We start from the raw sequence: 23936 nt of genomic DNA on the forward strand, positions 1-23936 counted from the left end.
TCGTTCTTTTTCTTTACTTTATCAAATTCAACTTATGGTTGCATCCTGTAAATGACAACAAGCTCCTTCTAGTGTAAGAAAGAGCTTGCACCAATTATGCATTTTTCTTTAGAATGTCTCCTTTAATGACAGGTGCCGGTATCTTCTTAGATTGCCGTGCTTCTTTAAAGGTAACGAATGCTTTCGTTTCTTCATCCCAAAGTCTAAATTTCATTGACTCGATACTTGTTTTTAAAGTGATGGTTGGAACATTTTGAAGCGGCTCACTATGATCATGTGCATGCTCCAAATGATAATTCGGTACCCTCGGACTTAAATGATGGACATGGTGATAACCGATATTGCCTGTTAACCACTGAAGTAGTTTTGGCAATTTGTAAAAAGAACTGCCTTCTACAGCTGCCTGCACATAGTTCCAATGTTCATCTGCTTCAAAGTAAGAGTCCTCAAACGTATGCTGTACATAAAACAACCATACGCCGATAGATCCTGAGATCAGGAAGATCGGACCTTGAACAAGCAGGAATTCCTGCCAGCCAAAAAGAAGACATGTTGCGGCTGCTAACACAATGATGCTCACGTTTGTGAAATACGTGTTCCAACGCTCTTTTTTACGAGCATTTTTGACGTTGAAACGGTTTTTTAAGAGAAAGACAAAGATCGGTCCCAAAATAAACATCACAAAAGGGTTACGATAAAATCTGTAGCGAAATTTCGTCCATGCTGATGCTTCTTGATATTCTTTGACTGTTAGGAGCCAAATGTCGCCAGTACCTCGTTTATCTAAATTACTGCTTGTGGCATGGTGAATTGAATGATCTCGTTGCCATTGAAGATAAGGGAAAAGGGTGAGTACGCCCGTTAAAAAACCGAACAGGTGATTTAGCGGCTTCTGTTTAAAAAAGGATTGATGGCAGCAGTCGTGAAAAATAATAAAGACACGTACTAAAAACCCAGCTGCAATAACCGCAAAGAAGAGGGTTAAAAGGTAGGAGATATTCAGGCTATAATAGGCAAGAAACCAAAGCCCTAAAAATGGAATGAATGTATTAAAGAGTTGAATGATACTTTTTTTCGAATCAGCACCAGAGAATTGACCTACTTGTTTTCTTAAAGTGGCTTGCTGCTGTGTGTTTGTTGAAGTCGTCATGAACGTTCAAGTCCTTTCCGTTTCTTTCTACTTCAAAGTATAGAAGGAAAGGTGTCATGCTCATAGTAGCACCCATCATGTATTCAATATGACATTTGTCATGTTGGACGCAGGAAAGGCTGATGGGATCAAGGTTTGTGCGCTTATTACATCATAAATAAAAAAGTAAAGGCGCTGGGCCTTCACTTTTTAAGAACGTGCTTCATGTACTTTTAGCTGCTTGCCTTTAATGGTTGTGTGACGCATGGCATTCAGCACAAGAGGGCCTTTGCCGTTTAAAATATCTACATATGTTTTCGTGTCTTGAATCGTAATAATCCCAATGTCATCGAAGGCAACGCCTTCTATTTTGGCAATGGTCCCAACGAAATCAACAGCCCTCAGCTTCTTTTTCTTCCCGCCGTTAAAATAAAGCTTCATAATATCCTTTTCAACGCCTGCCTGTTTATTTTCCTTTTGAATCGGCGTTTCAATCTTTTCTTCAAAGCTTTCTACATGCGTCTCTGCTTCTTCTTTCGTTGGATAAGGCTGAGTTTGAAAATCTATGCCGGCATCCTGCTTTAATTCATCAATAAGCGGCTTTGCATTCTTTGTCATAAACGCAATTGTTTTTCCGCTTTTTCCGGCTCTGCCTGTTCTACCAGTTCGGTGAATATAGCGCTCTTTTTCATAAGGAAGATCATAATGAATCACATGTGTCATATCACTGACATCAATTCCGCGGGCTGCTATATCTGTTGCGATCAGATAACGGAATTCACCTTTTTTAAATTCATCCATCACATCAAAACGGTCTTCCTGTCTCATGCCTCCATGAATTTTGTCACAGGGCACATCCCATTCGTCCAGCTTCATCGTGAGTTCATTCACCCGGTCTTGTGTATTACAGAAAATAATGCAGCTATCTGGATTTTCAATGACGATCGTACGCTGAAGAAGGGAGAATTTCGATTCTTCTTCTGTTTCAATCACGGTGTGGGTGATTTGCTGTACAGACGTTTCTTCACGTGCGATCTCAATGACTTTGGGTGATTGTAAAAACTGTTTGCTCAATTTCTTCATGTCATCAGACATTGTCGCTGAAAACAGCATCGACATGCGCTTTGGCGGCAGATACTGAATAATAGAAGAGACTTGATCGATAAATCCCATGTTCAGCATTTCATCTGCTTCATCTAACACGAAAAATTTGAGATTTTCTAAAGAAAGGGTACCTTTCTCAAGGTGATCCAAAATGCGGCCTGGTGTCCCGCACACAATATGGTTTTTCTGTGAAAGCTCTACTTTCTGGGCTTGAAAAGAGGCTTTTCCATAAATGGCTGCGGCTTTGATTCGTTTGAATCGCCCGAGGCTTGTGAGGTCTTGTTTGACCTGCATGGCGAGCTCTCGTGTTGGAACGAGGATGAGGGCTTGAGGTTTATTTTCAGCCCAATCAACCATTTCACAAATCGGCAGACCATAGGCTGCAGTCTTGCCGCTCCCAGTCTGAGATTTGACGATTAAATCCTGCTTTGAAAAAGCAACGGATAATGTCTCGTGCTGAACAGGTGTTGGTGTATGGAAGTGAAGCGCTTCAAGCGCTTGTTTCAATTCATCACTTAGTGGATATTGATCAAAATGTTGTAATGTCATCGTGTTCTCCTTTTCGTACATTCATACTTGTGACATCATACCATAACCATGACCGTGAATGAAAAGACATAAAAAAAAGCCCCATAAAGGAGCTTTCAGCGCACGATAAATTCTCAACAATCTGACAGATTAAAGGAATCTGCGTTTTACTTTTTCCCAATAAGAGTTGTCTTTTAATTTGACCGTCTTAATCACTTTTCCTGAAAGGCCAATGTCAATTTGTTTGACGTGTTTTGTGCCGAGCGCTTCGTTATCAAGCCCGATAATTGGATGATCGTTTCCATCCTGCACTACCTTAAGCGTCAGCTTGCGGTCACTGCTTAAGATGAAAGGAGCGCCTAATGTACGGTACGAGTTATTATTCAGCGATGCAAGCTCAGTGACTTGCATACAAGGAAGCATTGGATCAACCACGGCGCCGCTCACGGATTTATTGTAGGCCGTTGAGCCAGTCGGAGTGGAAATAATCATGCCGTCGCCTCTAAAAGTTTCAAAGTGGAAATCATCTATATACACATCGATCACAAATGTTTTAATAATGCTGGAGCGGATCGACAGTTCATTTAAACAATGGAACTGGTTTGTGCTGTCAACGCTTACATCGATGATCGGATATTTTCTCACTTCAAGCTGTTCAGTGTTCATGGCATCAATCATTTTATCAAAATGCTCTAACGAGAAATCGCAGTATAGGTGCGTATTTTCTGATTTTGATACCCCTACATACAAGCAGTCATCCCGAAAGTTCGTTTTGCGGACTGCTTGAAGAAATGTGCCATCCCCGCCAATTGAAGCAATAATGTGGGCATCCTCTGCACGCTTGACGACGTGAAAGCCTTGGTCGGTAGCGAGCTTCTCGAGAGAAGAAATGTGTCCATCCAATTCATGATCTTTTTTGTAAAAGAAAAATACATTGCGACGATTGTCTGTCATTGACGTTCTCCCCTTTGCTGTCAAAAATAATTTCCAATAATAAAGGGCTTACATGAAAACCCTTGCTCACATTTTACACTTTTTTCATATGAAAGTAAAAACATTAGAGAGACACGCCTCATGATCGAATTTGCTTTTTGAGAAATGAGTCGATGTGAGTGATTTGAAATGGCTGGATCCTGAGCATAATTGAATAGCCGTTTTCTCGTGAAAGAATGGTTTAGGTGTTTCGTTGCGGTGAAGATCTAGCCTATTAGGTGCAGGGAGAGGATAAAAAAGCCAATTTTTCGTCATGCGTATGTCTAAGTAGACGATGTAAAGTTGATCGTTATTTAAGAGAGGTGCTATCATATGCCTACATGAAATGTAAAAAAACCACAATTCCTGTGAAACATTTCATGTGGGCATTCGTATGAATGAAGTGAGACAAAAAGGAGGAGAAAAAGATGAATGCGAAAAGATGGGTAGCGTTAATTATTGCACTTGGTGTTTTCGGATTTTCAATTGTGATTAGTGTCACGATGGCCTTGTTCGATAGCTTCAATGACAATAAAATGAGCTATCAATTTGGGGATGAAATAGAAGAGAAGGTACTAGAGAATGGCAGCGGTGCAGGCAAGATTGCTGTTCTTGAGATTAATGGAACCATTCAAGATAATGGCGGCGCATCGAGCCTATTAGGTGGAGAAGGTTATGATCATCGTGCCTTCCTCAAGGAACTAGATAAAGCGAAAGAGGATGCTTCTGTAAAAGGTGTACTGCTGCGCGTAAACTCTCCTGGCGGCGGTGTCTATGAAAGTGCTGAAATACATAAAAAATTAGAAGAAGTGAAAAAAGCGAAAAAGCCGATTTACGTATCTATGGGCTCAATGGCAGCTTCTGGCGGTTACTACGTGTCAACTCCAGCGAAGAAAATCTTTGCTTCACCTGAAACATTAACAGGATCGTTAGGTGTCATCATGCAAAGCTTGAATTATTCAAAGCTGGCAGATAATTTGGGCATTAAATATGAAACGATTAAGAGCGGGAAATTCAAAGACATCATGTCTCCAAATCGTGATATGACAAAAGATGAGCGCAACATCATGCAAAGCATGGTCGATAACTCTTATGAAGGATTTGTCAAAGTGATCTCTGAAGGACGAGGCATGTCAAAACAGAACGTCAAGAAAATTGCTGACGGCCGGGTATATGACGGAACACAGGCAAAATCGAACGGATTAGTCGATGAGCTTGGGTATTATGAAGATGCACTAAAAGCGATGAAGAAAAATGAAAAAGGCTTAAAAGGAGCAACAGTGATCAGCTATTCTCAAAGCTTTGGCTGGAACTCTCTCTTCAACATGAGTGCAAGCAAGCTCTTTAAAAGCGAAATTGATTTTCTGAATTTAAAAGAAACACTGGCTGGCTCAAATGGGTCTAAACCGATGTATCTCTATTCAAAATAAAGGAGGGATCATAGATGGATTCTACATTCGATGAAGTAAGCGAAAGCCGCAGCCAAGAGGAAGAATCGAAGCCGGCCTTTGTGAAGCGCGCTTCAATTGAAGCACAGGCGTTTGCAGGTTTTTGGATTAGATTTTGGGCGTTTATTCTTGATTGGCTCGTCGTTTGGGGTGTAAACCATTTGACGGTTTCTCCCATCTTTAGTCTGTTCGGCTGGTCCAAAGGAGGGGGATGGTTTTCTCCATTTTCCGTCACAACGACGATTGTATTCCTCCTTTATTTCGCCATCATGACGAAAATCTTTCAACAAACACTTGGCAAGATGGTGTTTGGGATTAAAGTGGTCTCGCTACAGCCTGAGAAGAAGCTGGCATGGGATGTTATTTTCTTTAGAGAGATTGTGGGACGCTACATTAATACGATCTTTGTTCTCTATGCTATCGTTGGGTTCTCACCGAAAAAGCAAGGGGTTCATGACTACTTTGCCGATACGGCGGTCGTCCATGAACATTTATATGAAAAAACAGAATCAAACGTATAATCAGAGGAGTTTGGCCGGGTACCGGTCAAACTCTTTTTTGTTGATTGGGTATAAAATCCAGAATGAGAGCCATAATCGTAGGGGAAGCATCATTTGTTATGGAGGAAGTGAGCACAGTGCTTTACGTTTGGATCGCAGTGTTTTTGTTTCTTGTGATCTTGTTGATTTTCATGAAAGTAACTATTTCGCTGGACTATTCGCATACAAACGACAATGACCACATTGCACTGAAGGTCATCACCTTATATGGATTGGTCAGGCTCAAAAAAGAGATTCCGATGGTGAGGGTCAATCCAGAAGATCAAACGATTGATATTCGTGAAAAGAAAATGGAGAGCGCTAAAACGCCTGATCACGAAAAAGAATCGATGCATAAAAAAGTGGGAAAACGTGATATGAAGCAAATTATTCATCAAATGGAGCGCATCACAAAAGAGGTTGTCGATTTAAACCGGATCATGCGCAAGTTTTTCATTCACATAAGAGTTGTCTCGTTTCACTGGTCGACATGGATCGGCTTTCATGACGCCGCTTTAACAGGTGTAGCAGCCGGCGGTGTGTGGTCAGTTAAAGGAGCACTGCTTGCCTTTATGCAGGAGCATCTCACCTTTAAGCATAAACCGGTATATGAAGTCATTCCAGCCTTTCAGCACAACGTGTCACAGACTCAGTTTACATGTATAGCTTATTTTCGTATTGGACATGCTATGCTTGCAGCCATTCGTTTACTTGTCCATTGGTTAAAAGGGAGAAAGGCGAGAAAAAGTGCCTCTCTTCAAGCAACGAAGAATGAATCATCTGTTTAAGGAGGAACCCGAAAATGGCAGATCATCCAATCCAAGGTCTCATGAAGACAGCGATGGAAAACTTAAAAGAAATGATAGATGTGAATACAATCATCGGCGATCCAGTCGAAACCCCTGACGGCAGTGTCATCCTCACTGTGTCAAAGGTTGGTTTTGGATTTGCAGCCGGCGGCAGTGAATTTAACGGGAACCAAAAGAAAGAAAAACGTTCTGATGAACAAGAACGAAAAGAACCGAGACTCCCATTTGGAGGCGGAAGCGGTGGGGGAGTATCGATTACACCAATCGCCTTTTTAATTGTGGGAACAAATGGCGTACGAATGCTTCATTTGGATGAACACACACATCTGCTCGATAAAATATTGGATTCTGCTCCTCAAGCAATTGAACGTCTTCAGCACATGTTTAAGAAGGATGAACGGGAGCATCGTCACAAAGAACGAAAACTAGATGACATAGACCTTTAAAAAGTTAGCTGCCCTGCAGTTAACTTTTTTTTCAAAATGGACGATTAGGCTTTGCAGTTTTTTGCTTTCTCTACTATGATAGAACCATACATTTGAAAAGGGAGGAATTGTTTTGGCATCGATCACATTTAAAGGAAGTTCTGTCACGCTTGTAGGAAATGAAGTAAAAGTAGGCGAGCAGGCTCCTGATTTTACGGTTTTAACGAACTCACTTGGAGAAGTTTCACTTTCTGATTTAGCAGGAAAAGTGACGATCATCTCAGTGATTCCTTCTATTGATACAGGTGTGTGTGACGCACAAACAAGACGTTTCAATGAAGAGGCAGCCGGTTTAGGTCCGGTCAATATTTATACGATTAGTGCAGACCTTCCATTTGCACAAGCACGCTGGTGCGGAGCAAACGGAATTGAAAATGTTGAAACATTATCTGATCACAGAGATATGTCATTTGGTGAAGCATTCGGAGTGTATATGAAAGAATTGCGTTTATTGGCGCGCGCAGTCTTCGTATTAGACCCTAACGGAAAAGTGGTTTACACTGAATACGTAAGTGAAGCAACGAATCACCCAAATTATGAAAAAGCCATTGAAGCTGCAAAATCACTGTTATAAAAGCAGCATCGACAAGAGCTCCGGCTTCAACCTGGGGCTCTTTTCAATGAGAACATATAGCTTTTAACAAAGCGAGGAGAGAAAAGCATTGCAGAAAGATCAAGTAAGTACTATTTTTGAACTGCTCGATACAGCTTCTATTCGATTGAAAAAGGAACAGAGCATTTCCTATATTGAAGCATTGGCTGAAGCAGGAGAAGCCTTTTTCCAAGCAAATGATCGAAACGGTTTATTAAAGGATTTAATAGAGAAAGCAGATTTTGCTTCTTATGATCATGAGCAGATTCGTAAAGCGTTTCAGCTCGCCGTATTGAAAGGTCAAAAGGATATTTCTCATCCAAATCGCCAGATGACACCAGATACGATTGGAATGTTTGTCAGCTATTTGGTGAATAAATTTTTAGAAGGTCAAAAAGAACTTGTTGTCTTTGATCCAGCAGCGGGAACAGGAAACTTACTGCTTGCTGTCTTAAACAATCTCACCGCAGAAACAAAGCGCGGTTTTGCGTCTGAAATTGATGATGTGCTCATTAAAATTGCTTGGGCTCAGGCGAATTTAGAAGAGAAAGAAGTCGAGCTTTTCCACCAGGACAGTCTTGAGCCGCTTCTGATCTCACCAGTGGATGTCACTGTATGCAGCCTCCCAGTCGGCTATTATCCAAATGATGAGCGTGCAGCGGACTTTGAATTAAAGGCAAAAGAAGGACATGCCTTTGCCCATTATTTATTCATTGAACAAAGCCTGCAATACACAAAAGAAGGCGGCTTCTTATTCTTCATCATTCCAAACGACTTGTTTGAAGGGAAAGAGAGCGTACAATTAAAGGATTTCATCAAAGACCATGCGTATATGAATGCTTTAATTCAGCTGCCAGTGTCCATGTTTAAGGACAAAAAACACGCCAAAAGCTTATTTGTGATGCAGAAGAAAAAAGAAGGGCTGGAAGCACCAAAACGGATGCTGTTTGCCAATCTGCCGTCTTTCTCACAGAAGGAAGCAATGGTCGGTGTGATGAGAAAATTAGACCAGTGGTTTATAGAAGAAAAAGAAACGAAAGAATAGCCAGAGTTATTTCTGGCTATTTCAGCGTGTAGACAAACCCTCGCATTCGCCCGCAGTTCTGCGCTCCGGTGCTCACGAATCCCAAATTCGCTCTGCTCCGGTGCTCGCCCTTCCTAGAGCTGCAAAGGTTTTCTATCACGCTGAAAAGAAAACAAAGAGCTAAAATAAAAATCATTTTAGCTCTTTGTCAATAATCTGGATATTTTACTATTCAGAAAATAACGACTTATTGATGTAAGCGATAACAGTTTGAAGGCGCACTTGAAATGCAAAGTTTTCAATGTTTAAATGAAAAAGTCAGATATTTTTCGGACTTATCGTTAAACTATAAAAGACCCGTCAAACAGGTTGAATATAGCACCGGAAAAAACGTGAAACCTTATATAACAACTGAGTAAAAGGAGCGACAGTAATGTCCAAAATTATTGCAATCAACGCAGGAAGCTCATCTCTTAAATTCCAATTGTTCGACATGCCAGAAGAAACCGTTTTAACAAAAGGGCTTGTTGAAAGAATCGGAATGGACAACAGTATCTTCACGATTTCTGTAGATGGAGAAAAGAAAACAGAAGTGACAGATATTCCAGATCACGCAGTAGCGGTTAAAATGCTGCTTGAAAAACTAATTGAATTTAACATCATCAAAGACTTTAATGAAATTGATGGCGTAGGACACCGCGTCGTTCACGGCGGAGAGAAATTCAGCGATTCTGTTGTTTTAACAGATGAGGTCATCAATGACATTGATCAGCTTTCAGAGCTTGCACCACTTCACAACCCTGCAAACGTTGTAGGAATCAAAGCATTCAAACAAATTCTGCCTGACGTACCAGCGATTGCTGTGTTCGATACAGCATTCCACCAAACAATGCCAGAGCAGTCTTACCTATACAGCCTTCCGTACGACTACTACAAAAACTTTGGTATTCGTAAATACGGATTCCACGGGACAAGCCACAAGTTCGTAACAGAGCGTGCAGCAGAGCTATTAGGCCGTCCTCTAGAAGAGCTTCGTTTGATTTCTTGCCACCTTGGAAATGGTGCGAGTATCGCAGCAGTTGAAGGCGGAAAATCAATCGATACATCTATGGGCTTCACACCACTTGCTGGTGTTGCAATGGGTACACGTTCAGGTAACATTGACCCTGCCCTTATTCCATTCATTATGGAAAAAACAGGACATACTGCTGAAGAAGTGCTTTCTACTTTGAATAAGAAGAGTGGTCTTTTAGGTGTGTCTGGTCTGTCAAGTGACCTTCGTGATATCGAAGAAGCAACAGAAGAAGGAAACGACCGTGCAGAAGTCGCTCTTGATATTTTTGCGAGCCGTATTCATAAATACATCGGTTCTTATGCAGCAAGAATGAATGGCGTAGATGCGATCATCTTCACAGCTGGAATCGGTGAAAACAGTTCAGAAGTAAGAGCACGTGTACTTCGTGGACTAGAATTCATGGGCGTTTACTGGGATCCTTCCCTTAACAACATGAGAGGCGAAGAAGCATTCATCAGCTACCCGCACTCTCCTGTAAAAGTGATTGTCATCCCAACAAATGAAGAAGTAATGATTGCAAGAGACGTTATGCGTTTAGCGTAATCAAGTTAGAAAAGCTCTTTTCCTTATTGGAAAAGAGCTTTTTTCTGTTAAAAGCAGCATGCTATAATGTTGTCCAATACGAAGCAAAAGGGAGCGGTGCGAAAGATGAGCGTGACAGAACATAAACGTGAGGCGAAAGAGAGGCTTTATGTAAAAGTCGTTACAGTCAGTGATACAAGAACGAAAGAAACAGACAAAAGCGGCCGTCTGATGATCGATTTGCTCAAAGAACAGGGACATCTTGTTCTTGCATACGATATCGTAAAAGATAATATTGGAGCCATTCAAGACGCTGTGCTGGAAGGAACAAGCGAAGCGAAAATAGATGCGGTCTTGTTAAATGGCGGGACAGGAATTGCCGCAAGGGATGTGACCATTGAAGCCATCACCCCTCTTTTCTCCAAAGAGCTCCCTGGCTTTGGCGAAATCTTCCGCATGCTCAGTTATACAGAAGACATAGGTTCAGCCGCTATTTTGTCCAGGGCAACAGCAGGAGTCGTCAATCAAAAAGCTGTCTTTGCCACACCAGGATCTACCGGAGCCGTTCGTTTAGCCATGACAAAACTTGTGATTCCAGAGCTTCCTCACGTCTTACGAGAGCTTGAAAAGGATCAAACATAGCCCAAAATGACTCTGCCAAGAAAATTTGGCAGAGTTTTTTTCATAAAGGGGTTGAAAAAACAATTTTTCCTTGTTACAGTGTATACATACTAAATGCATGTTTATAAATTAAAACTTATTTTTATGCAAAAAAACATTCACAGAATCAAAACAAGCGAGAGGAGCTTTTCAATCATGTCACAAAATAAAAAAGTTGTATTAGCATATTCCGGAGGTCTTGATACCTCTGTTGCAGTTAAATGGTTACAAGAGCAAGGATACGAAGTCGTTGCTTGCTGCCTTGACGTAGGTGAAGGAAAAGACCTAGCATTCGTTCAGCAAAAAGCACTTCAAGTTGGAGCAGTTCAATCATACATGATTGACGCAAAAGAAGAATTTGCTGAAGAGTTCGCACTCACTGCATTACAAGCACACACAATGTATGAAGGAAAATATCCACTAGTATCTGCACTATCCCGTCCGCTTATTGCAAAAAAATTAGTGGAAGTGGCAGAAAAAGAAAATGCAGTAGCAGTCGCTCATGGATGTACTGGAAAAGGGAACGACCAAGTTCGCTTTGAAGTATCCATTAAAGCATTAAATCCAGACCTAGAAGTTCTTGCACCAGTGCGTGAATGGAAATGGTCTCGTGATGAAGAAATCGAATATGCACAAAAACACGGTATTCCAATTCCGATTAACTTAGACAGCCCATATTCAATCGACCAAAACCTTTGGGGCAGAAGTAACGAATGTGGCATTTTAGAAGATCCTTGGGCTGCGCCGCCAGAAGGTGCATACGATCTGACAAATCCGCTTGAAAAAACACCTGACACACCAGAAATCATTGAAATCACATTTGAAAAGGGAAAACCGACAGCGATTGACGGTATCCAATATTCATTATCTGACCTCATCCTTCATTTAAATGAAGTTGCTGGTCAGCATGGTGTTGGCAGAATCGATCACGTTGAAAACCGTCTTGTTGGTATCAAATCTCGTGAAGTGTACGAGTGCCCAGGTGCTGTCACACTTCTTAAAGCACATAAAGAGCTTGAAGACTTAACGCTTGTCAAAGAAGTCGCACACTTTAAACCAATCGTTGAACAAAAAATGGCTGAATTAATATACAACGGTTTATGGTTCTCACCACTTAAAGAAGCACTAGATGCATTCTTACAAGAAACACAGCAGAACGTAACAGGTGTTGTACGTGTGAAACTATTTAAAGGCCATGCCATTGTAGAGGGACGTAAATCACCATATTCACTTTACGATGAAAATCTAGCAACATATACAAAAGCAGATGAATTCGATCATGATGCAGCTGTAGGATTTATTAACCTTTGGGGCTTACCGACAAAAGTAAACAGCATCGTGAATAAAAAGGAGCAGGTTAAAGCATGAAAAAGCTTTGGGGAGGCCGATTTCAAAAAACACCTGAAAAATGGGTCGATGAGTTTGGCGCGTCCATTCATTTCGACAAACAATTAGTCAAAGAAGATCTGACCGGCTCCCTTGCTCATGCAAGTATGCTGAATAAATGCGGTATTCTCGATGATAAGGAAGCCGCTGCCATCAAAGACGGACTGAATACGCTCATGAAAAAGGCAGAGGCGGATGAACTGGAATTCTCAGTGGATTATGAGGACATTCATTTAAACCTTGAAAAAATGCTCATTGATGAGATTGGTCCGCTTGGCGGCAAATTGCACACAGCGAGAAGCCGGAATGATCAAGTCGCAACCGATATGCACTTATATTTGAATAACCAAGTAGAGCATATTATTGAACTGATCTCTTCCTTTCAAACCGTGCTTGTAGAAAAGGCAGAACAGCACGTTGAAACAATTTTTCCAGGATATACACACCTGCAGCGTGCACAGCCTATTTCGTTTGCCCATCATATGCTCGCCTATTTCTGGATGCTTGAGCGTGACAAAGCGCGCTTTCAAGATTCATTGAAGCGAATTAACGTGTCTCCACTTGGATGCGGAGCGTTAGCAGGAACGACATTCCCGATTGATCGTGAATATACAGCAGAGCAGCTTGGCTTTGACCACATTTACGAAAACAGCCTCGATGGTGTGAGTGACCGGGACTTCATTTTAGAGTTTTTGTCTAATAGCAGCCTTGTGATGATGCACCTCTCACGTTTTTGTGAGGAAATCATTTTATGGTGCTCGCAAGAATTCAAATTCATTGAACTCGATGATACGTATGCAACAGGCAGCAGCATGATGCCGCAGAAGAAAAACCCGGATATGGCTGAATTAATCCGCGGGAAAACAGGCCGTGTGTATGGCAACCTGATGGGTCTTCTTACGATTATGAAAGGCTTGCCGCTTACGTATAACAAAGACCTGCAAGAAGATAAAGAAGGCATGTTTGATACAGTGAAAACCATCGCTGGGAGCCTGCAAATCTTCACAGGTATGATTCAAACGATGACAGTGAACGAAGATGTCATGAAAAAGGCAACAAAAGAAGATTTCTCAAATGCGACAGAAGTGGCTGACTACCTTGCGAAAAAAGGCATGCCATTCCGTGAAGCACACGAAATCGTTGGTAAGCTTGTGTATACATGTATTCAAAAAGGTATGTATCTAAGTGATCTTCCTTTTGAAACATTCAAAGAAGCAAGCGATCTTTTTGAACAAGACATTTACACTGTTCTTGATCCATATGTTGCTGTTGAAAAAAGAACAAGTGCAGGCGGAACTGGATTCAAACAAATTCAGCTCGCTCTAGAAAAAGCAAAAGCCTGCCTAGCGTAATAACATTTCAAAAACCATTCGTTTATACGGATGGTTTTTTTGTCATGGAAAAAGGAGATTGATGATCATTGGAGAAAATGAAAGCATACCGTCGCCAAGCAGAAGAGGGAGTGACAGCAGACCATGAAGAAAACGCTTGAGGCTTTGTTTCATCAACCGATCGTATCAGTGAAAACGTTAGGAGAACAATATGATGGACGGGCTAATGACGTGTGGCTGATCTCCTTACAAGATAAAACGGAATATGTAGTCAAATCTCCTAAAACTGCAAGAGAAGAAAGTGAATTTGTGTCTGGGATCAAGATGATCTATGGAGTAGATGACCGTACTGTACAAGAGAATATCGATCAAATCAATCAAAAGCTGTCTCATACGAATTCCTTTCATATTCCAGAAGTTGTTCGTAAAGTGAAGAAGGCAGGGAGACATTTTTATGTAATGGAAAAAGTAGAAGGAACACCCTGTACATCTTTTGAGGGACGTTCATCAGACTTTTATAAGGATTATGGGAGGAAACTAGCACATCTTCATTCATATCGTACTGACTTTTTTGGTGCAGTCTACGGAGCTGAAAAGAAGCATTTGAGAGAATTCCATGCTGTGTTAAAAAAGGCTGTATCCAAACTCATAGACCGATATTACGAGGATCAGCCTGAATTTCACTGTTATGCAGAAATTGTGCAGCAAAAGATTGAAAAGCTAAGGACTCCTGATTCAGCTAGTCTCATTTTAATTGATTTAGATCCGTCTCAATATATTGAAAAAGATGATCAAGTAGCGAGCTTAGTTGATACGGAATATGTCGTATTTGGACCAGCAGCGTTTGATTTTATTGCATTGGAATACCTTTTGACAAAAGAAGCTGCCCGCAATGTTCAATTGGGCTATGAAGAGATTTGCCCGCTTCCTCGTGATCTTCATGAGGTGAGAGAGTGCTATCGTTTTGTTTCTCTGCTGCTCGATATCCATGGCTCATGGGATCTGAAAAAGTGGATGAATCACCCTATACTGTTTGACTCATATCGATAAAGGGTTCATAAGTGCGCTAGATGCCGGTTTATAGTAAAGTAAAGATAACAAAAGAAACACGTGAACTTGCAACCTTTGCTTTAGGAGGAGATTGTGTGCGACACGCATTAATAACAGCGGGTTCTAAAGGGCTTGGCCGGAAAGTCACCGAGTCTTTACTGAATATGGGGTATTCTGTGACAGTGAATTATCGAAGTGATGATGAAGCTGTCCGGCAGATGAAAGAAGAATTACAGCAGTACGAAGATAAGCTTCAATTTGTCCAAGGTGATGTGACAAAAAAAGAAGATTTGAAAAACATGGTAGAGCTGGCAGCAGAGCGATTTGGGCGGATTGATGCCTTAATTAACAATGCTGGTCCTTATATTTTTGAACGAAAAAAACTGGCGGATTACTCTGAAGATGAATGGTATCAAATGATGGAAGGCAACCTATCAGCAGTATTCCATTTGTTCCGAATGGTCATTCCAATGATGAGAAAACAAGGCTTTGGCCGTATTATCACTTACGGCTTCCAAGGTGCAGACCATGCGCCAGGCTGGATGCACAGATCAGCCTTTGGAGCGGCAAAAGTGGGTCTTGCATCATTGACGAAAACCATTGCGATTGAAGAAGCCGAAAACGGCATCACCGCCAACATGGTGTGTCCAGGCAAAATCGTTGGAGACATGAAAGAATCGACAATAGAGGAAGCCCGTCAAATCAAAGACGATGAAACGCCAATAGGCAGGTCTGGCACTGGAGAGGATATAGGACGTATCATCTCATTTCTATGTGATGACCGTTCAGATCTTATTACAGGGACCGTCATTGAAGCTACAGGTGGTCTTAACGTCATTCACAGGCATTAAGTTTTTCAGCTTTTTATAGAGGGAATAAATGATTTGAGATCAAAAATTGAAAGGTGGATATACTTACATGAAAGCTACATATCATGGACATTCAGTTGTACACATTGAAACAAACGGATACCATATTTGGATTGATCCATTTTTAAATGGAAATAAGCACACAGATATCAAACCGCAAGATGTGAAAGCGGATGTCATTTTACTGACACATGGGCATGGAGATCACATCGGCGACACCATTGAAATCGCTAAAAACAATGATGCACTTGTTGTCGCGCCTTTCGAACTTGCCACGTATTTAGGCTGGCAAGGGGTGAAAACGCACCCGCTTTCTATTGGAGGCGGACGTGAGTTTGAATTTGGTAAAGTGAAGCTCACGCAAGCGTTCCACGGTTCAGCTGTCATTGATGAAGAGGCACAGACGATTACGTATACAGGGATGCCATCAGGTATTTTATTTACCGCAGAGGGCAAAACAATTTATCATGCAGGAGACACTGCACTCTTTTCAGATATGAAACTGATTGGTGAACTGAATCATATTGAACTCGCATTCCTTCCGATTGGGGATAACTTCACGATGGGACCAGAGGATGCAAGAATCGCAGCAGAATGGCTGCGGGCAAAACAGGTCGTTCCGATTCACTACAGCACATTCCCGCCAATTGAACAGGATCCGCATGCATTTGCAGACAGCCTGCATGGCGGCGTCGGTCATGTGTTAAACAGCGGGGAATCAATCGAGATTTAATCCTCATATGAAAAAAGCTGGCACACAAATGCCGGCTTTTTTGTTTGCCTTCATCTGTCGAAAGAAAAGACAAATTGCTATTAAAAGCCTCCTGCCCTTATAATGAAACATAGATGAAAACGCTGAAAACAAAAAGGGTGAACGGGATTGGCGACAAAGCATGAGCAAATTTTATCGTATATTGATTCATTAGATGTCGGGGAGAAAATCTCTGTCCGGCGCATAGCGAAAGAAATGAAAGTGAGTGAAGGCACCGCTTACCGGGCCATCAAAGATGCTGAAAATAAAGGATTCGTCAGTACCATTGAACGAGTCGGCACCATTCGAATTGAACAAAAGAAAAAAGAAAATATTGAAAAACTGACATATGCTGAAGTGGTCAATGTCATTGATGGACAGGTTCTTGGAGGACGCGCCGGCTTACATAAAACTTTAAACAAATTTGTCATCGGAGCGATGGAGCTGGACGCAATGATGCGCTATACGGCTGCTGGCAACCTGCTCATCGTCGGAAACCGGATCAATGCCCACAGGCAGGCATTAGAGGCAGGGGCGGCTGTGCTGGTCACAGGCGGATTCTCCACAGATGATGAAATCATTCAGCTCGCAGATGAGCTAGAGCTGCCAATTTTATCGACAAGCTACGATACATTCACCGTAGCGGCCCTCATAAACAGAGCCATTTATGACCAATTGATTAAAAAAGAGATTGTGCTTGTAGAAGATATTTTAACACCGATAGAACGCACCGTGTATTTATCACCAGAGGATAAGCTTGAAAAATGGTATGAAAAGAATTATGAAACGGGCCACGGCCGTTTCCCGGTCGCTGATGATCAAATGAAGATTCACGGAATTCTCACCTCAAAGGATATTGCGGGGCATGACCGCTCCACACCGATTGAAAAAGTGATGACGAAAAATCCGCTGACAGTTATTGGCAAGACATCTGTCGCCTCAGCTGCACAAATGATGGTATGGGAAGGCATTGAGGTGCTGCCAGTTGTGGATGATCATGCGAAGCTGATTGGTATGATCAGCCGTCAGGATGTCCTCAAGGCACTCCAAATGATTCAAAAGCAGCCACAGGTCGGAGAAAAGCTGGATGATGTTGTCTCAAGAGGGTTTAAAGAAACCGATACAGAGAAACCAAAAGCAGATGCGGTTTATCAATACGAGGTCACCCCGCAAATGACGAACCAGCTTGGAAACATTTCATATGGGGTGTTCACACAAATTTTAATCGAATCAGCCAACCGCTTCTTAAAATCTCATAAAAAGGGCGAACTGATCGTTGAGAGTCTCTCTGTCTACTTTTTAAAACCGGTCCAAATGGAATCCACAATCCAGATCAAGCCCAATATTTTAGAAGTAGGACGCAAGTTTGGAAAGCTGGAAGTCGAGGTGTACCATCAATCGAATATCGTAGGAAAAGCGATGCTAATGGTGCAGCTGATGGAGAGGGGATAATGATAAAAAGGGCGAACTCATGTCGCCCCTTTCCTTATTACGCGTGATCCTTTTCGCCTTCCTTTAAAAAGAGCGGAAGATAATGCTTGTAGGCTTTATACCCGGCCCACGTACTGCCGATACCGACAGCAACAAAAATAAATCCGATGACAAATGCGAGTGACGAGCGGTTTAAAAATAATTGATTCACACCGAAGAGCAGGACAAAGCAGCCAAGGGCCATACTGGATTTCGCCGACCAGAATTTTTTCTCGACTGGCCGGTTCGTACGGACATTTTTTGCTTTGTAGTATAAATAAAACATGGCAGAACAAATAATAAACACAATCAAAACAAGCATGTGCCAAGCCTCCATTGTAAGTGGTTACAACCCTATTTTAAACGTAAATAGGCTTGCTTACTAGAATAAATTGTCTATTCCTCACTTTTCCGTCACGATAGATTATGATTTAATAATAAAAAGAGTATCGCATGAGAAGGAGTTTTTATGAAAAAAGAACTGATTAGAACCATATCATTATATGACACCATCATCATCCATAGACATGTAAGACCAGATCCTGACGCGTATGGATCGCAGTGCGGCCTTACGGAAATCTTGCGTGCCACCTATCCAGAAAAAAATATTTATGCGACAGGAACGCCTGAGCCATCCCTTTCATTTTTATATGAACTTGATGAGGTACCAGACGACGTGTATAAAGGAGCCCTTGTCATTGTCTGTGATACGGCCAATCAAGCAAGAATCGATGATCAGCGCTATTTAATGGGCGATAAGCTGATGAAAATCGATCATCACCCGAATGAAGATCCTTATGGTGATTTGCTTTGGGTGGATACAGAGGCAAGCTCTGTGAGCGAGATGATTTATGAATTGTACTTAGAGGGGAAAGAAGAAGGATATCAGTTGAATACAAAGGCGGCTGAATTGATCTATGCCGGCATTGTAGGAGATACAGGCCGCTTCCTTTTCCCAAACACAACGAAAAAGACACTCAAATATGCAGGGGAACTCATCGAATATCCATTTTCATCTTCAGATCTTTTCAATCAATTGTATGAGACAGATTTGAATGTCGTGAAATTAAATGGCTATATTTTTCAACATATTTCTTTGTCAGAGAACGGAGTTGCATCTGTTTTCATTAAGCGTGAAATTTTGGAATCGTTCCAAACAACAGCGCAGCAGGCCTCACAGCTTGTTGGGACACTAGGAAATATTGCAGGCATTAAGGCATGGGTCTTTTTTGTGGAAGAAAATGATCAGATTCGTGTGAGATTCCGCTCTAAAGGTGTCGTCATTAACACGATTGCGAAAAAATATCATGGCGGCGGCCACCCGCTTGCAGCCGGTGCGTCCATTTATGATTGGGCAGTAGCAGATGAGATTTTGCGTGATTTAGAAGAAGTATGTAAATCATCATCATAAGAGAGGAGGGATAGTAAGTCCCTTCTCTCTTTTTTGTCATGGAGAAAAGGGTTACTTGCATACAGGGATAAACCAGCAGCCGATGTCTGTTGAATCTTCATAGGCTTGGAGATTTTGATGCTTTAATTCTTTTTTAATTAAATGAGCCATCATTTCTGTCTCAGCATAAGCACACATGCCGTCTTTGATTCGGCTTGCTTTGTCTCGTGCCATTTGACGATAGCTGTAAACCTCCATTGTCCTCACCTCTTTCTATTTAAGATCTCGTTCTACTTTTAGTGTATAAAAATGAAGCGTGAAAAGCGATCATTGAGGGCAGAAATTCATAAAAATTCCACAACCTCTTTATTCAGCAAATGAAATACGTACTTCAAGCGAAAGCTTCGTATAAATTGTCAGCTCTGTCACTTTCGCGCGATATGCCTTTTCCCGAATGGTATATTCTTTATTTTCTACTGTCCGTTTTAGTAATTCCTTTGTTTTATAAACACTTTCAATATCCTTTGTAATGACTTCTGAGATATCCTCCTTGACCTGATCTTCAAACTTTAGCGTATCTGGCTCTGGGATTTTATATTGCTCACGATTCACGAGATGAACATCTACGCTTTGGATCAGCAGCCGCTTCTTATTATCCTCATTTAACTTATGCAAATCTTCCCGATAGAGTGTGATTTGTTCTTTCAGACTGTCCATATGATGCTGCTGGCTTCTCAGCAGTGTGACTTGCTTTTCCTGAAAGGTTCCGTAAGTAAAGAGAAAAATAAGCCAGCTTACAATCGCACCAAACATCATTCCCGCAAAAAAAACGCTGCCAGCCTGGGCGTTTATACAGCTCCGGCACCCTCATGATGACACATGCTCCTGGGTGAGCCACGTAATAATGAGATACCCCGTTTGTGCACCGCCCATGGCAGAGATAATTAATAAAATCTGCTTGAAAATATCACGTGTGTTTCCTTCGAAAATGCCTCGTTCAAAGCTATAAACAGCATCAAATGTTCCGCCGATAGCGGCGACAAGCGCCCAAATTTTCAAACGGTTGGCAAGACTAGTAATAATGGATAAAGGCGGCTGACCAGATAAATACGCACCAACACCGCCTATGATAGCACCACCCAAAATGACCCCAAGGGCGATAAAATAACAGCTGATAAAATTCGGAATAAAAGCTTCCTTCACATCCATTTTGTCCACCTCACTCTATTCAATATATGGTGTGTGCTGGACAAGTATGAACGGAGAGAAAAGAAAGAACATTTGTTTCTCACCGCATCGCGTTTTATAATGAAAGAATGACTTTAGACGAAAGGAGTGGATTAAGCATGTCTTATGTTCATCTTCAGGTCCACAGTGGATACAGTTTGTTAAGCAGTGCAGCTAAAGTAAAGGAGCTTGTGCTGAAAGCAAAAGAACTTGGCTGCAAGGCGCTCGCTCTTACCGATGACCATGTGATGTATGGAACGGTTGAATTTTATAAGGAATGTAAAAAACATGGCATCAAGCCGGTTATCGGTTTAACTGCTTCTGTCTTCGTAGATGAACAAGAGACAGAGGCTTATCCCTTGGTACTCCTTGCAAAAAACAATGAAGGCTATCAAAACCTGATCAAAATCAGCAGTGTGCTGAAATCAAAATCAAAAGCCGGACTGAAAGAAAAATGGCTCAAAAGCTATCATCGCGGGCTCATTGCCATTACACCAGGCGCATCTGGGTATATTGAAACGCTTTTGCGGCATGATCAGGTAGAAGAAGCACGTGAAGCCGCCAAACAATTGAAGCATATATTCGGCGAGGGACATGTGTATATCGCACTTCAGCCATTTCAGCAGGACGAATCGCTCACTGGCAAACTGCGGGACGTCTCACAAAGTGCAGACATTCCTCTTGTTGCGACGGGTGATGTTCACTATATCAATCGAGAAGACAAAATGGCTTATACGTGTTTAAAGGCCATTAAAGCGGGAGAACAGCTTTCAGAGATAGAGGAAGACCGAGGAGAAAAGCATTTCAGATCATTTGAAGAAATGTTGGAATGGTATAGAGATGATCGAGAGCTGCTGACAAGAACGGTGGAGATTGCAGACCGCTGTGAAGTCGATTTAAAACTTGGTCAGACAAAACTCCCATCCTATCCAACTCCTGATCAATCAACAGCAGATCAGTTTTTACGCAGAGTGTGTGCAGAAGGGATGAAGCAAAGAAAGATTGCTTCAAATGACATGTATGTCAAAAGGCTTGAATATGAGCTAAGCATTATCCAAAAAATGAATTTCAGTGATTATTTTCTCATTGTGTGGGATTTTATGAAGTATGCGCATGACAAAGGAATTGTCACAGGCCCTGGACGGGGATCAGCAGCGGGTTCACTTGTTGCATATGTTCTGTTTATTACCGATGTCGATCCGATCCGTCACGGTCTTTTATTTGAGCGCTTCTTAAATCCAGAGCGAATCAGCATGCCAGATATTGATATTGATTTCCCCGACACGAGAAGAGATGAAATCATTTCTTATGTAAAAGACAAATACGGAGACATGCATGTAGCGCAAATTGTCACGTTTGGAACACTTGCAGCAAAGGCTGCTTTAAGGGATGTTGGACGTGTGATGGGAATTGATTCAAAGGCAGCGGACCGTCTTGCCAAGCTGATTCCATCAAAGCCAGGAACGACGCTGAAAGAAGCGGTGACTGCATCTTCTGAATTAAAAACGATGCTTCAGCAATCCGAAGAGCTTCGAAAGGTCTTCCAAACTGCTTTAAAGGTAGAAGGCTTGCCAAGACACACCTCGACACATGCAGCTGGCGTTGTGCTGAGCGAGGAGCCGCTGACAGAGGTCGTTCCAATTCAAGACGGCCATGAAGGTGTGTATTTAACGCAGTATGCCATGAATTATTTAGAAGATCTCGGACTTTTAAAGATGGATTTCTTAGGGCTCAGAAACTTAACATTAATTGAATCCATTAAAAACCAGATTGAAAGACAGGAAAACGTCCACATTAACTTTAGTGACATTTCATATGAAGATCAGAAAACGTTTGAATTGTTATCTGCGGGAGATACAACTGGGATATTCCAGCTTGAATCACAGGGGATGCGTCAGGTGCTGAGACGTCTGAAGCCGTCTAGTTTAGAAGATATCGTGGCGGTCAATGCCCTCTATCGTCCAGGTCCAATGGAAAATATCCCGCTTTTTATCGACCGAAAGCATGGCAGAGTCAAGGTCTCTTATCCTCATCCTGATTTGTATGACATATTAAAGGATACATATGGCGTCATCGTCTATCAGGAGCAGATCATGCTGATTGCAGCGAAGATGGCTGGATTTCAGCTGGGCGAGGCAGATCTATTAAGAAGAGCTGTTTCGAAGAAGGATAAAAAGGTCCTTGATGAAGAGCGAAGCCATTTTGTTGAAGGATGCCTAAAAAAGGAGTATCCTGTTAACATTGCAAATGACGTTTATGACTTAATCGTCAAATTTGCAAACTATGGTTTTAATAGAAGCCATGCTGTTGCATATAGCATGATTGGCTTTCAGCTTGCTTATTTAAAAGCGCATTATCCGTTATATTTTATGTGCGGTCTTTTAACGAGTGTAATTGGAAATGAAGACAAAATTGCTCAATATTTCTATGAGGCGAAGGAAAAAGGGATATCTGTGTTGAAGCCTTCTATTAATAAGAGTGAATTTCCATTTACGGTTGAAAAAGGGGAGATCCGCTACAGCTTAAGAGCGATTAAAAATGTCGGAGTGTCAGCTGTAAAGGATATATACAGAGCAAGACAGGAAAAGCCGTTTGAAGATTTATTTGATTTTTGTGCAAGAGTATCACCAAAGAGTGTCAACCGAAAAACGATTGAAGCGCTCATTTTTTCAGGGGCGATGGATGAATTTTATCCCAATCGTGCTTCGTTATTAGCATCGATAGATATTGCGTTAGATCACGTGTCATTTTTAAATCCAGAGGATCAGCTGGACTTTCTTGGGGATACAACCTTCTCCATTAAGCCAAAATATGCGGAGATAGAAGAAATGCCGCTTGTTGACCTCCTGCAATTTGAAAAAGAGGCACTCGGGTTATATTTATCAAATCACCCAGTACAAGCGTACCGAGACCGCTTAAGAGAGAATGGTGCAGTGGAAATCATCAGACTTTCTTCCTATATAAAGCGAAAAATCTCAATGGGTGGTCTTTTGACAAAAGTGAAATCGATTCGGACAAAAAATGGACAATCGATGGCATTTGTTACATTTGGGGATGAAACGGGAGAAATGGAAGGCGTCGTCTTTCCAGAGCAATTTAGAAAGCTGTCCCCTTTACTTGAGGAGGGCACCATGCTTTATGTTGAAGGCAGAGTAGATGTCAGAAATGACAGCAGCCAAATCATCGTGCAAGAAGCTGCTTTGCTTGAAGAGATGGACACAAAGAGAAAAGAGTCTGTCTATATTCGGGTGAAAGAAGAGAATCATTCGCAGGAGCTGTTAGAGCAAGTAAAACGAGTCCTCTCGATGCACAGCGGAGAAGCAGATGTCTATTTGTATTATGAGAAGCAAAAAAAGACGATGAGACTTCCAGATGCATACAAAGTTCATGCAGATCATGCTGTGATTTTCCAGTTAAAAGAGCTGCTCGGTGAACAAAACGTTGTGATTAAATGATGACAAATCGCCTGAATATGTTTTACAAATTCACCTATTGTGTTATCATTTTAAAGATTCTGTGTATTTAAAACTGCCAGTATGTGCTTATCAACTTAGCAAATCATTAAATCATTTTCC

At 41.6% G+C, this 23936-nt stretch carries 22 protein-coding genes and 1 pseudogene; 16 read left to right on the forward strand and 7 right to left on the reverse strand.

Annotation, left to right across the window (positions count from 1 at the left end; genetic code table 11):
* Positions 1 to 94: 94 nt before the first annotated feature.
* From desA to JVX94_RS00815, 3 genes are all read right to left on the reverse strand, one after another.
* Entirely contained in the window at positions 95 to 1150 is a 1056-nt protein-coding gene (desA, locus tag JVX94_RS00805; RefSeq protein ID WP_095409273.1) for a Delta(5) desaturase DesA, read from the reverse strand.
* A gap of 189 nt (positions 1151 to 1339) precedes the next feature.
* A complete protein-coding gene (locus JVX94_RS00810; protein WP_203128727.1) occupies positions 1340 to 2782 on the reverse strand; it encodes a DEAD/DEAH box helicase in 1443 nt (480 codons plus the stop codon).
* Positions 2783 to 2911: 129 nt separating this feature from the next.
* Entirely contained in the window at positions 2912 to 3715 is an 804-nt protein-coding gene (locus JVX94_RS00815) for an NAD kinase (RefSeq protein ID WP_024424814.1), read from the reverse strand.
* A gap of 446 nt (positions 3716 to 4161) precedes the next feature.
* Between JVX94_RS00815 and sppA the strand changes: the two genes are divergently transcribed.
* The 14 genes from sppA (at position 4162) to JVX94_RS00885 (ending at position 17726) form a co-directional block, all read left to right on the forward strand.
* Positions 4162 to 5163 (forward strand): signal peptide peptidase SppA, encoded by a 1002-nt coding sequence (sppA, locus tag JVX94_RS00820; RefSeq protein ID WP_095409271.1) that lies wholly within the window; start codon positions 4162 to 4164, stop codon positions 5161 to 5163.
* A 14-nt stretch (positions 5164 to 5177) separates the two neighbouring features.
* Positions 5178 to 5702: an RDD family protein gene (locus tag JVX94_RS00825; protein WP_048239082.1), complete on the forward strand. Its 525-nt coding sequence runs from the start codon at positions 5178 to 5180 to the stop codon at positions 5700 to 5702.
* Positions 5703 to 5800: 98 nt separating this feature from the next.
* A complete protein-coding gene (locus JVX94_RS00830) occupies positions 5801 to 6508 on the forward strand; it encodes a DUF2953 domain-containing protein (RefSeq protein ID WP_144471357.1) in 708 nt (235 codons plus the stop codon).
* A 14-nt stretch (positions 6509 to 6522) separates the two neighbouring features.
* Entirely contained in the window at positions 6523 to 6975 is a 453-nt protein-coding gene (gene ytfJ / locus JVX94_RS00835) for a GerW family sporulation protein (protein WP_007501733.1), read from the forward strand.
* Positions 6976 to 7087: 112 nt separating this feature from the next.
* Positions 7088 to 7588: a thiol peroxidase gene (gene tpx / locus JVX94_RS00840; protein ID WP_048239080.1), complete on the forward strand. Its 501-nt coding sequence runs from the start codon at positions 7088 to 7090 to the stop codon at positions 7586 to 7588.
* Between the two features lie 88 nt (positions 7589 to 7676).
* Positions 7677 to 8651 carry a class I SAM-dependent methyltransferase gene (locus JVX94_RS00845; protein WP_205184279.1) on the forward strand — a complete coding sequence of 325 codons (975 nt, stop codon included), beginning with the start codon at positions 7677 to 7679 and terminating at the stop codon, positions 8649 to 8651.
* 412 nt (positions 8652 to 9063) lie between these two features.
* Entirely contained in the window at positions 9064 to 10248 is a 1185-nt protein-coding gene (locus JVX94_RS00850) for an acetate kinase (protein WP_007501728.1), read from the forward strand.
* A 105-nt stretch (positions 10249 to 10353) separates the two neighbouring features.
* Positions 10354 to 10869, forward strand: coding sequence for a MogA/MoaB family molybdenum cofactor biosynthesis protein (locus tag JVX94_RS00855; protein WP_205184282.1), 516 nt, complete (start codon positions 10354 to 10356; stop codon positions 10867 to 10869).
* A gap of 174 nt (positions 10870 to 11043) precedes the next feature.
* Positions 11044 to 12255, forward strand: coding sequence for an argininosuccinate synthase (locus tag JVX94_RS00860; RefSeq protein ID WP_048239076.1), 1212 nt, complete (start codon positions 11044 to 11046; stop codon positions 12253 to 12255).
* On the forward strand, positions 12252 to 13625 hold the full coding sequence (argH, locus tag JVX94_RS00865; RefSeq protein ID WP_205184285.1) for an argininosuccinate lyase: 1374 nt from the start codon (positions 12252 to 12254) through the stop codon (positions 13623 to 13625). Before JVX94_RS00860 ends, argH begins: the two co-directional genes overlap by 4 nt.
* Positions 13626 to 13748: 123 nt before the next feature.
* Positions 13749 to 14654 carry a phosphotransferase gene (locus JVX94_RS00870; RefSeq protein ID WP_205184288.1) on the forward strand — a complete coding sequence of 302 codons (906 nt, stop codon included), beginning with the start codon at positions 13749 to 13751 and terminating at the stop codon, positions 14652 to 14654.
* A gap of 95 nt (positions 14655 to 14749) precedes the next feature.
* Complete coding sequence (locus JVX94_RS00875; RefSeq protein ID WP_034279624.1) at positions 14750 to 15505, forward strand: SDR family oxidoreductase; 756 nt, start codon at positions 14750 to 14752, stop codon at positions 15503 to 15505.
* Positions 15506 to 15572: 67 nt separating this feature from the next.
* Positions 15573 to 16256, forward strand: a complete 684-nt coding sequence (locus tag JVX94_RS00880; RefSeq protein WP_048239072.1) for a metal-dependent hydrolase — start codon at positions 15573 to 15575, stop codon at positions 16254 to 16256.
* A 147-nt stretch (positions 16257 to 16403) separates the two neighbouring features.
* Positions 16404 to 17726, forward strand: coding sequence for a CBS domain-containing protein (locus JVX94_RS00885; RefSeq protein WP_034279630.1), 1323 nt, complete (start codon positions 16404 to 16406; stop codon positions 17724 to 17726).
* Between the two features lie 37 nt (positions 17727 to 17763).
* On the opposite strand, the gene JVX94_RS00890 is transcribed toward JVX94_RS00885, so the two are convergent.
* On the reverse strand, positions 17764 to 18066 hold the full coding sequence (locus JVX94_RS00890; protein ID WP_003216665.1) for a YtpI family protein: 303 nt from the start codon (positions 18064 to 18066) through the stop codon (positions 17764 to 17766).
* 147 nt (positions 18067 to 18213) lie between these two features.
* On the opposite strand from JVX94_RS00890, the gene JVX94_RS00895 reads away from it, so the two are divergent.
* A complete protein-coding gene (locus JVX94_RS00895; RefSeq protein ID WP_024424800.1) occupies positions 18214 to 19155 on the forward strand; it encodes a DHH family phosphoesterase in 942 nt (313 codons plus the stop codon).
* A gap of 51 nt (positions 19156 to 19206) precedes the next feature.
* Here JVX94_RS00895 and JVX94_RS00900 read toward each other — a convergent pair whose 3' ends face one another.
* The 3 genes and pseudogenes from JVX94_RS00900 to ytrH all read right to left on the reverse strand — a co-directional run bounded on the left by JVX94_RS00900 (position 19207) and on the right by ytrH (position 20343).
* Complete coding sequence (locus tag JVX94_RS00900) at positions 19207 to 19392, reverse strand: YtzJ family protein (protein ID WP_003216400.1); 186 nt, start codon at positions 19390 to 19392, stop codon at positions 19207 to 19209.
* Positions 19393 to 19500: 108 nt separating this feature from the next.
* Positions 19501 to 20005 (reverse strand): annotated as a pseudogene (gene ytrI, locus JVX94_RS00905) (sporulation membrane protein YtrI).
* Complete coding sequence (gene ytrH, locus JVX94_RS00910; protein ID WP_024424798.1) at positions 20002 to 20343, reverse strand: sporulation membrane protein YtrH; 342 nt, start codon at positions 20341 to 20343, stop codon at positions 20002 to 20004. Before ytrH ends, ytrI begins: the two are co-directional and overlap by 4 nt.
* Before the next feature lie 137 nt (positions 20344 to 20480).
* Here ytrH and dnaE point away from each other — a divergent pair, with 137 nt between their 5' ends.
* Positions 20481 to 23816 carry a DNA polymerase III subunit alpha gene (gene dnaE / locus JVX94_RS00915; protein WP_205184291.1) on the forward strand — a complete coding sequence of 1112 codons (3336 nt, stop codon included), beginning with the start codon at positions 20481 to 20483 and terminating at the stop codon, positions 23814 to 23816.
* Positions 23817 to 23936: the final 120 nt, after the last annotated feature.

Source organism: Bacillus sp. PDNC022, assembly GCF_016919285.1.
In the GTDB taxonomy this organism is placed as follows: Bacteria; Bacillota; Bacilli; order Bacillales; family Bacillaceae; genus Bacillus; species Bacillus safensis.

Coding starts and splice junctions, on each gene's coding strand:
- desA (WP_095409273.1), bottom strand. CDS start 1,150: ATGACGACTTCAACAAACACACAGCAGCAAGCCACTTTAAGAAAACAA.
- JVX94_RS00810 (WP_203128727.1), bottom strand. CDS start 2,782: ATGACATTACAACATTTTGATCAATATCCACTAAGTGATGAATTGAAA.
- JVX94_RS00815 (WP_024424814.1), bottom strand. CDS start 3,715: ATGACAGACAATCGTCGCAATGTATTTTTCTTTTACAAAAAAGATCAT.
- sppA (WP_095409271.1), top strand. CDS start 4,162: ATGAATGCGAAAAGATGGGTAGCGTTAATTATTGCACTTGGTGTTTTC.
- JVX94_RS00825 (WP_048239082.1), top strand. CDS start 5,178: ATGGATTCTACATTCGATGAAGTAAGCGAAAGCCGCAGCCAAGAGGAA.
- JVX94_RS00830 (WP_144471357.1), top strand. CDS start 5,801: ATGGAGGAAGTGAGCACAGTGCTTTACGTTTGGATCGCAGTGTTTTTG.
- ytfJ (WP_007501733.1), top strand. CDS start 6,523: ATGGCAGATCATCCAATCCAAGGTCTCATGAAGACAGCGATGGAAAAC.
- JVX94_RS00850 (WP_007501728.1), top strand. CDS start 9,064: ATGTCCAAAATTATTGCAATCAACGCAGGAAGCTCATCTCTTAAATTC.
- JVX94_RS00855 (WP_205184282.1), top strand. CDS start 10,354: ATGAGCGTGACAGAACATAAACGTGAGGCGAAAGAGAGGCTTTATGTA.
- JVX94_RS00860 (WP_048239076.1), top strand. CDS start 11,044: ATGTCACAAAATAAAAAAGTTGTATTAGCATATTCCGGAGGTCTTGAT.
- argH (WP_205184285.1), top strand. CDS start 12,252: ATGAAAAAGCTTTGGGGAGGCCGATTTCAAAAAACACCTGAAAAATGG.
- JVX94_RS00870 (WP_205184288.1), top strand. CDS start 13,749: ATGAAGAAAACGCTTGAGGCTTTGTTTCATCAACCGATCGTATCAGTG.
- JVX94_RS00880 (WP_048239072.1), top strand. CDS start 15,573: ATGAAAGCTACATATCATGGACATTCAGTTGTACACATTGAAACAAAC.
- JVX94_RS00890 (WP_003216665.1), bottom strand. CDS start 18,066: ATGCTTGTTTTGATTGTGTTTATTATTTGTTCTGCCATGTTTTATTTA.
- JVX94_RS00895 (WP_024424800.1), top strand. CDS start 18,214: ATGAAAAAAGAACTGATTAGAACCATATCATTATATGACACCATCATC.
- JVX94_RS00900 (WP_003216400.1), bottom strand. CDS start 19,392: ATGGAGGTTTACAGCTATCGTCAAATGGCACGAGACAAAGCAAGCCGA.
- ytrH (WP_024424798.1), bottom strand. CDS start 20,343: ATGGATGTGAAGGAAGCTTTTATTCCGAATTTTATCAGCTGTTATTTT.
- dnaE (WP_205184291.1), top strand. CDS start 20,481: ATGTCTTATGTTCATCTTCAGGTCCACAGTGGATACAGTTTGTTAAGC.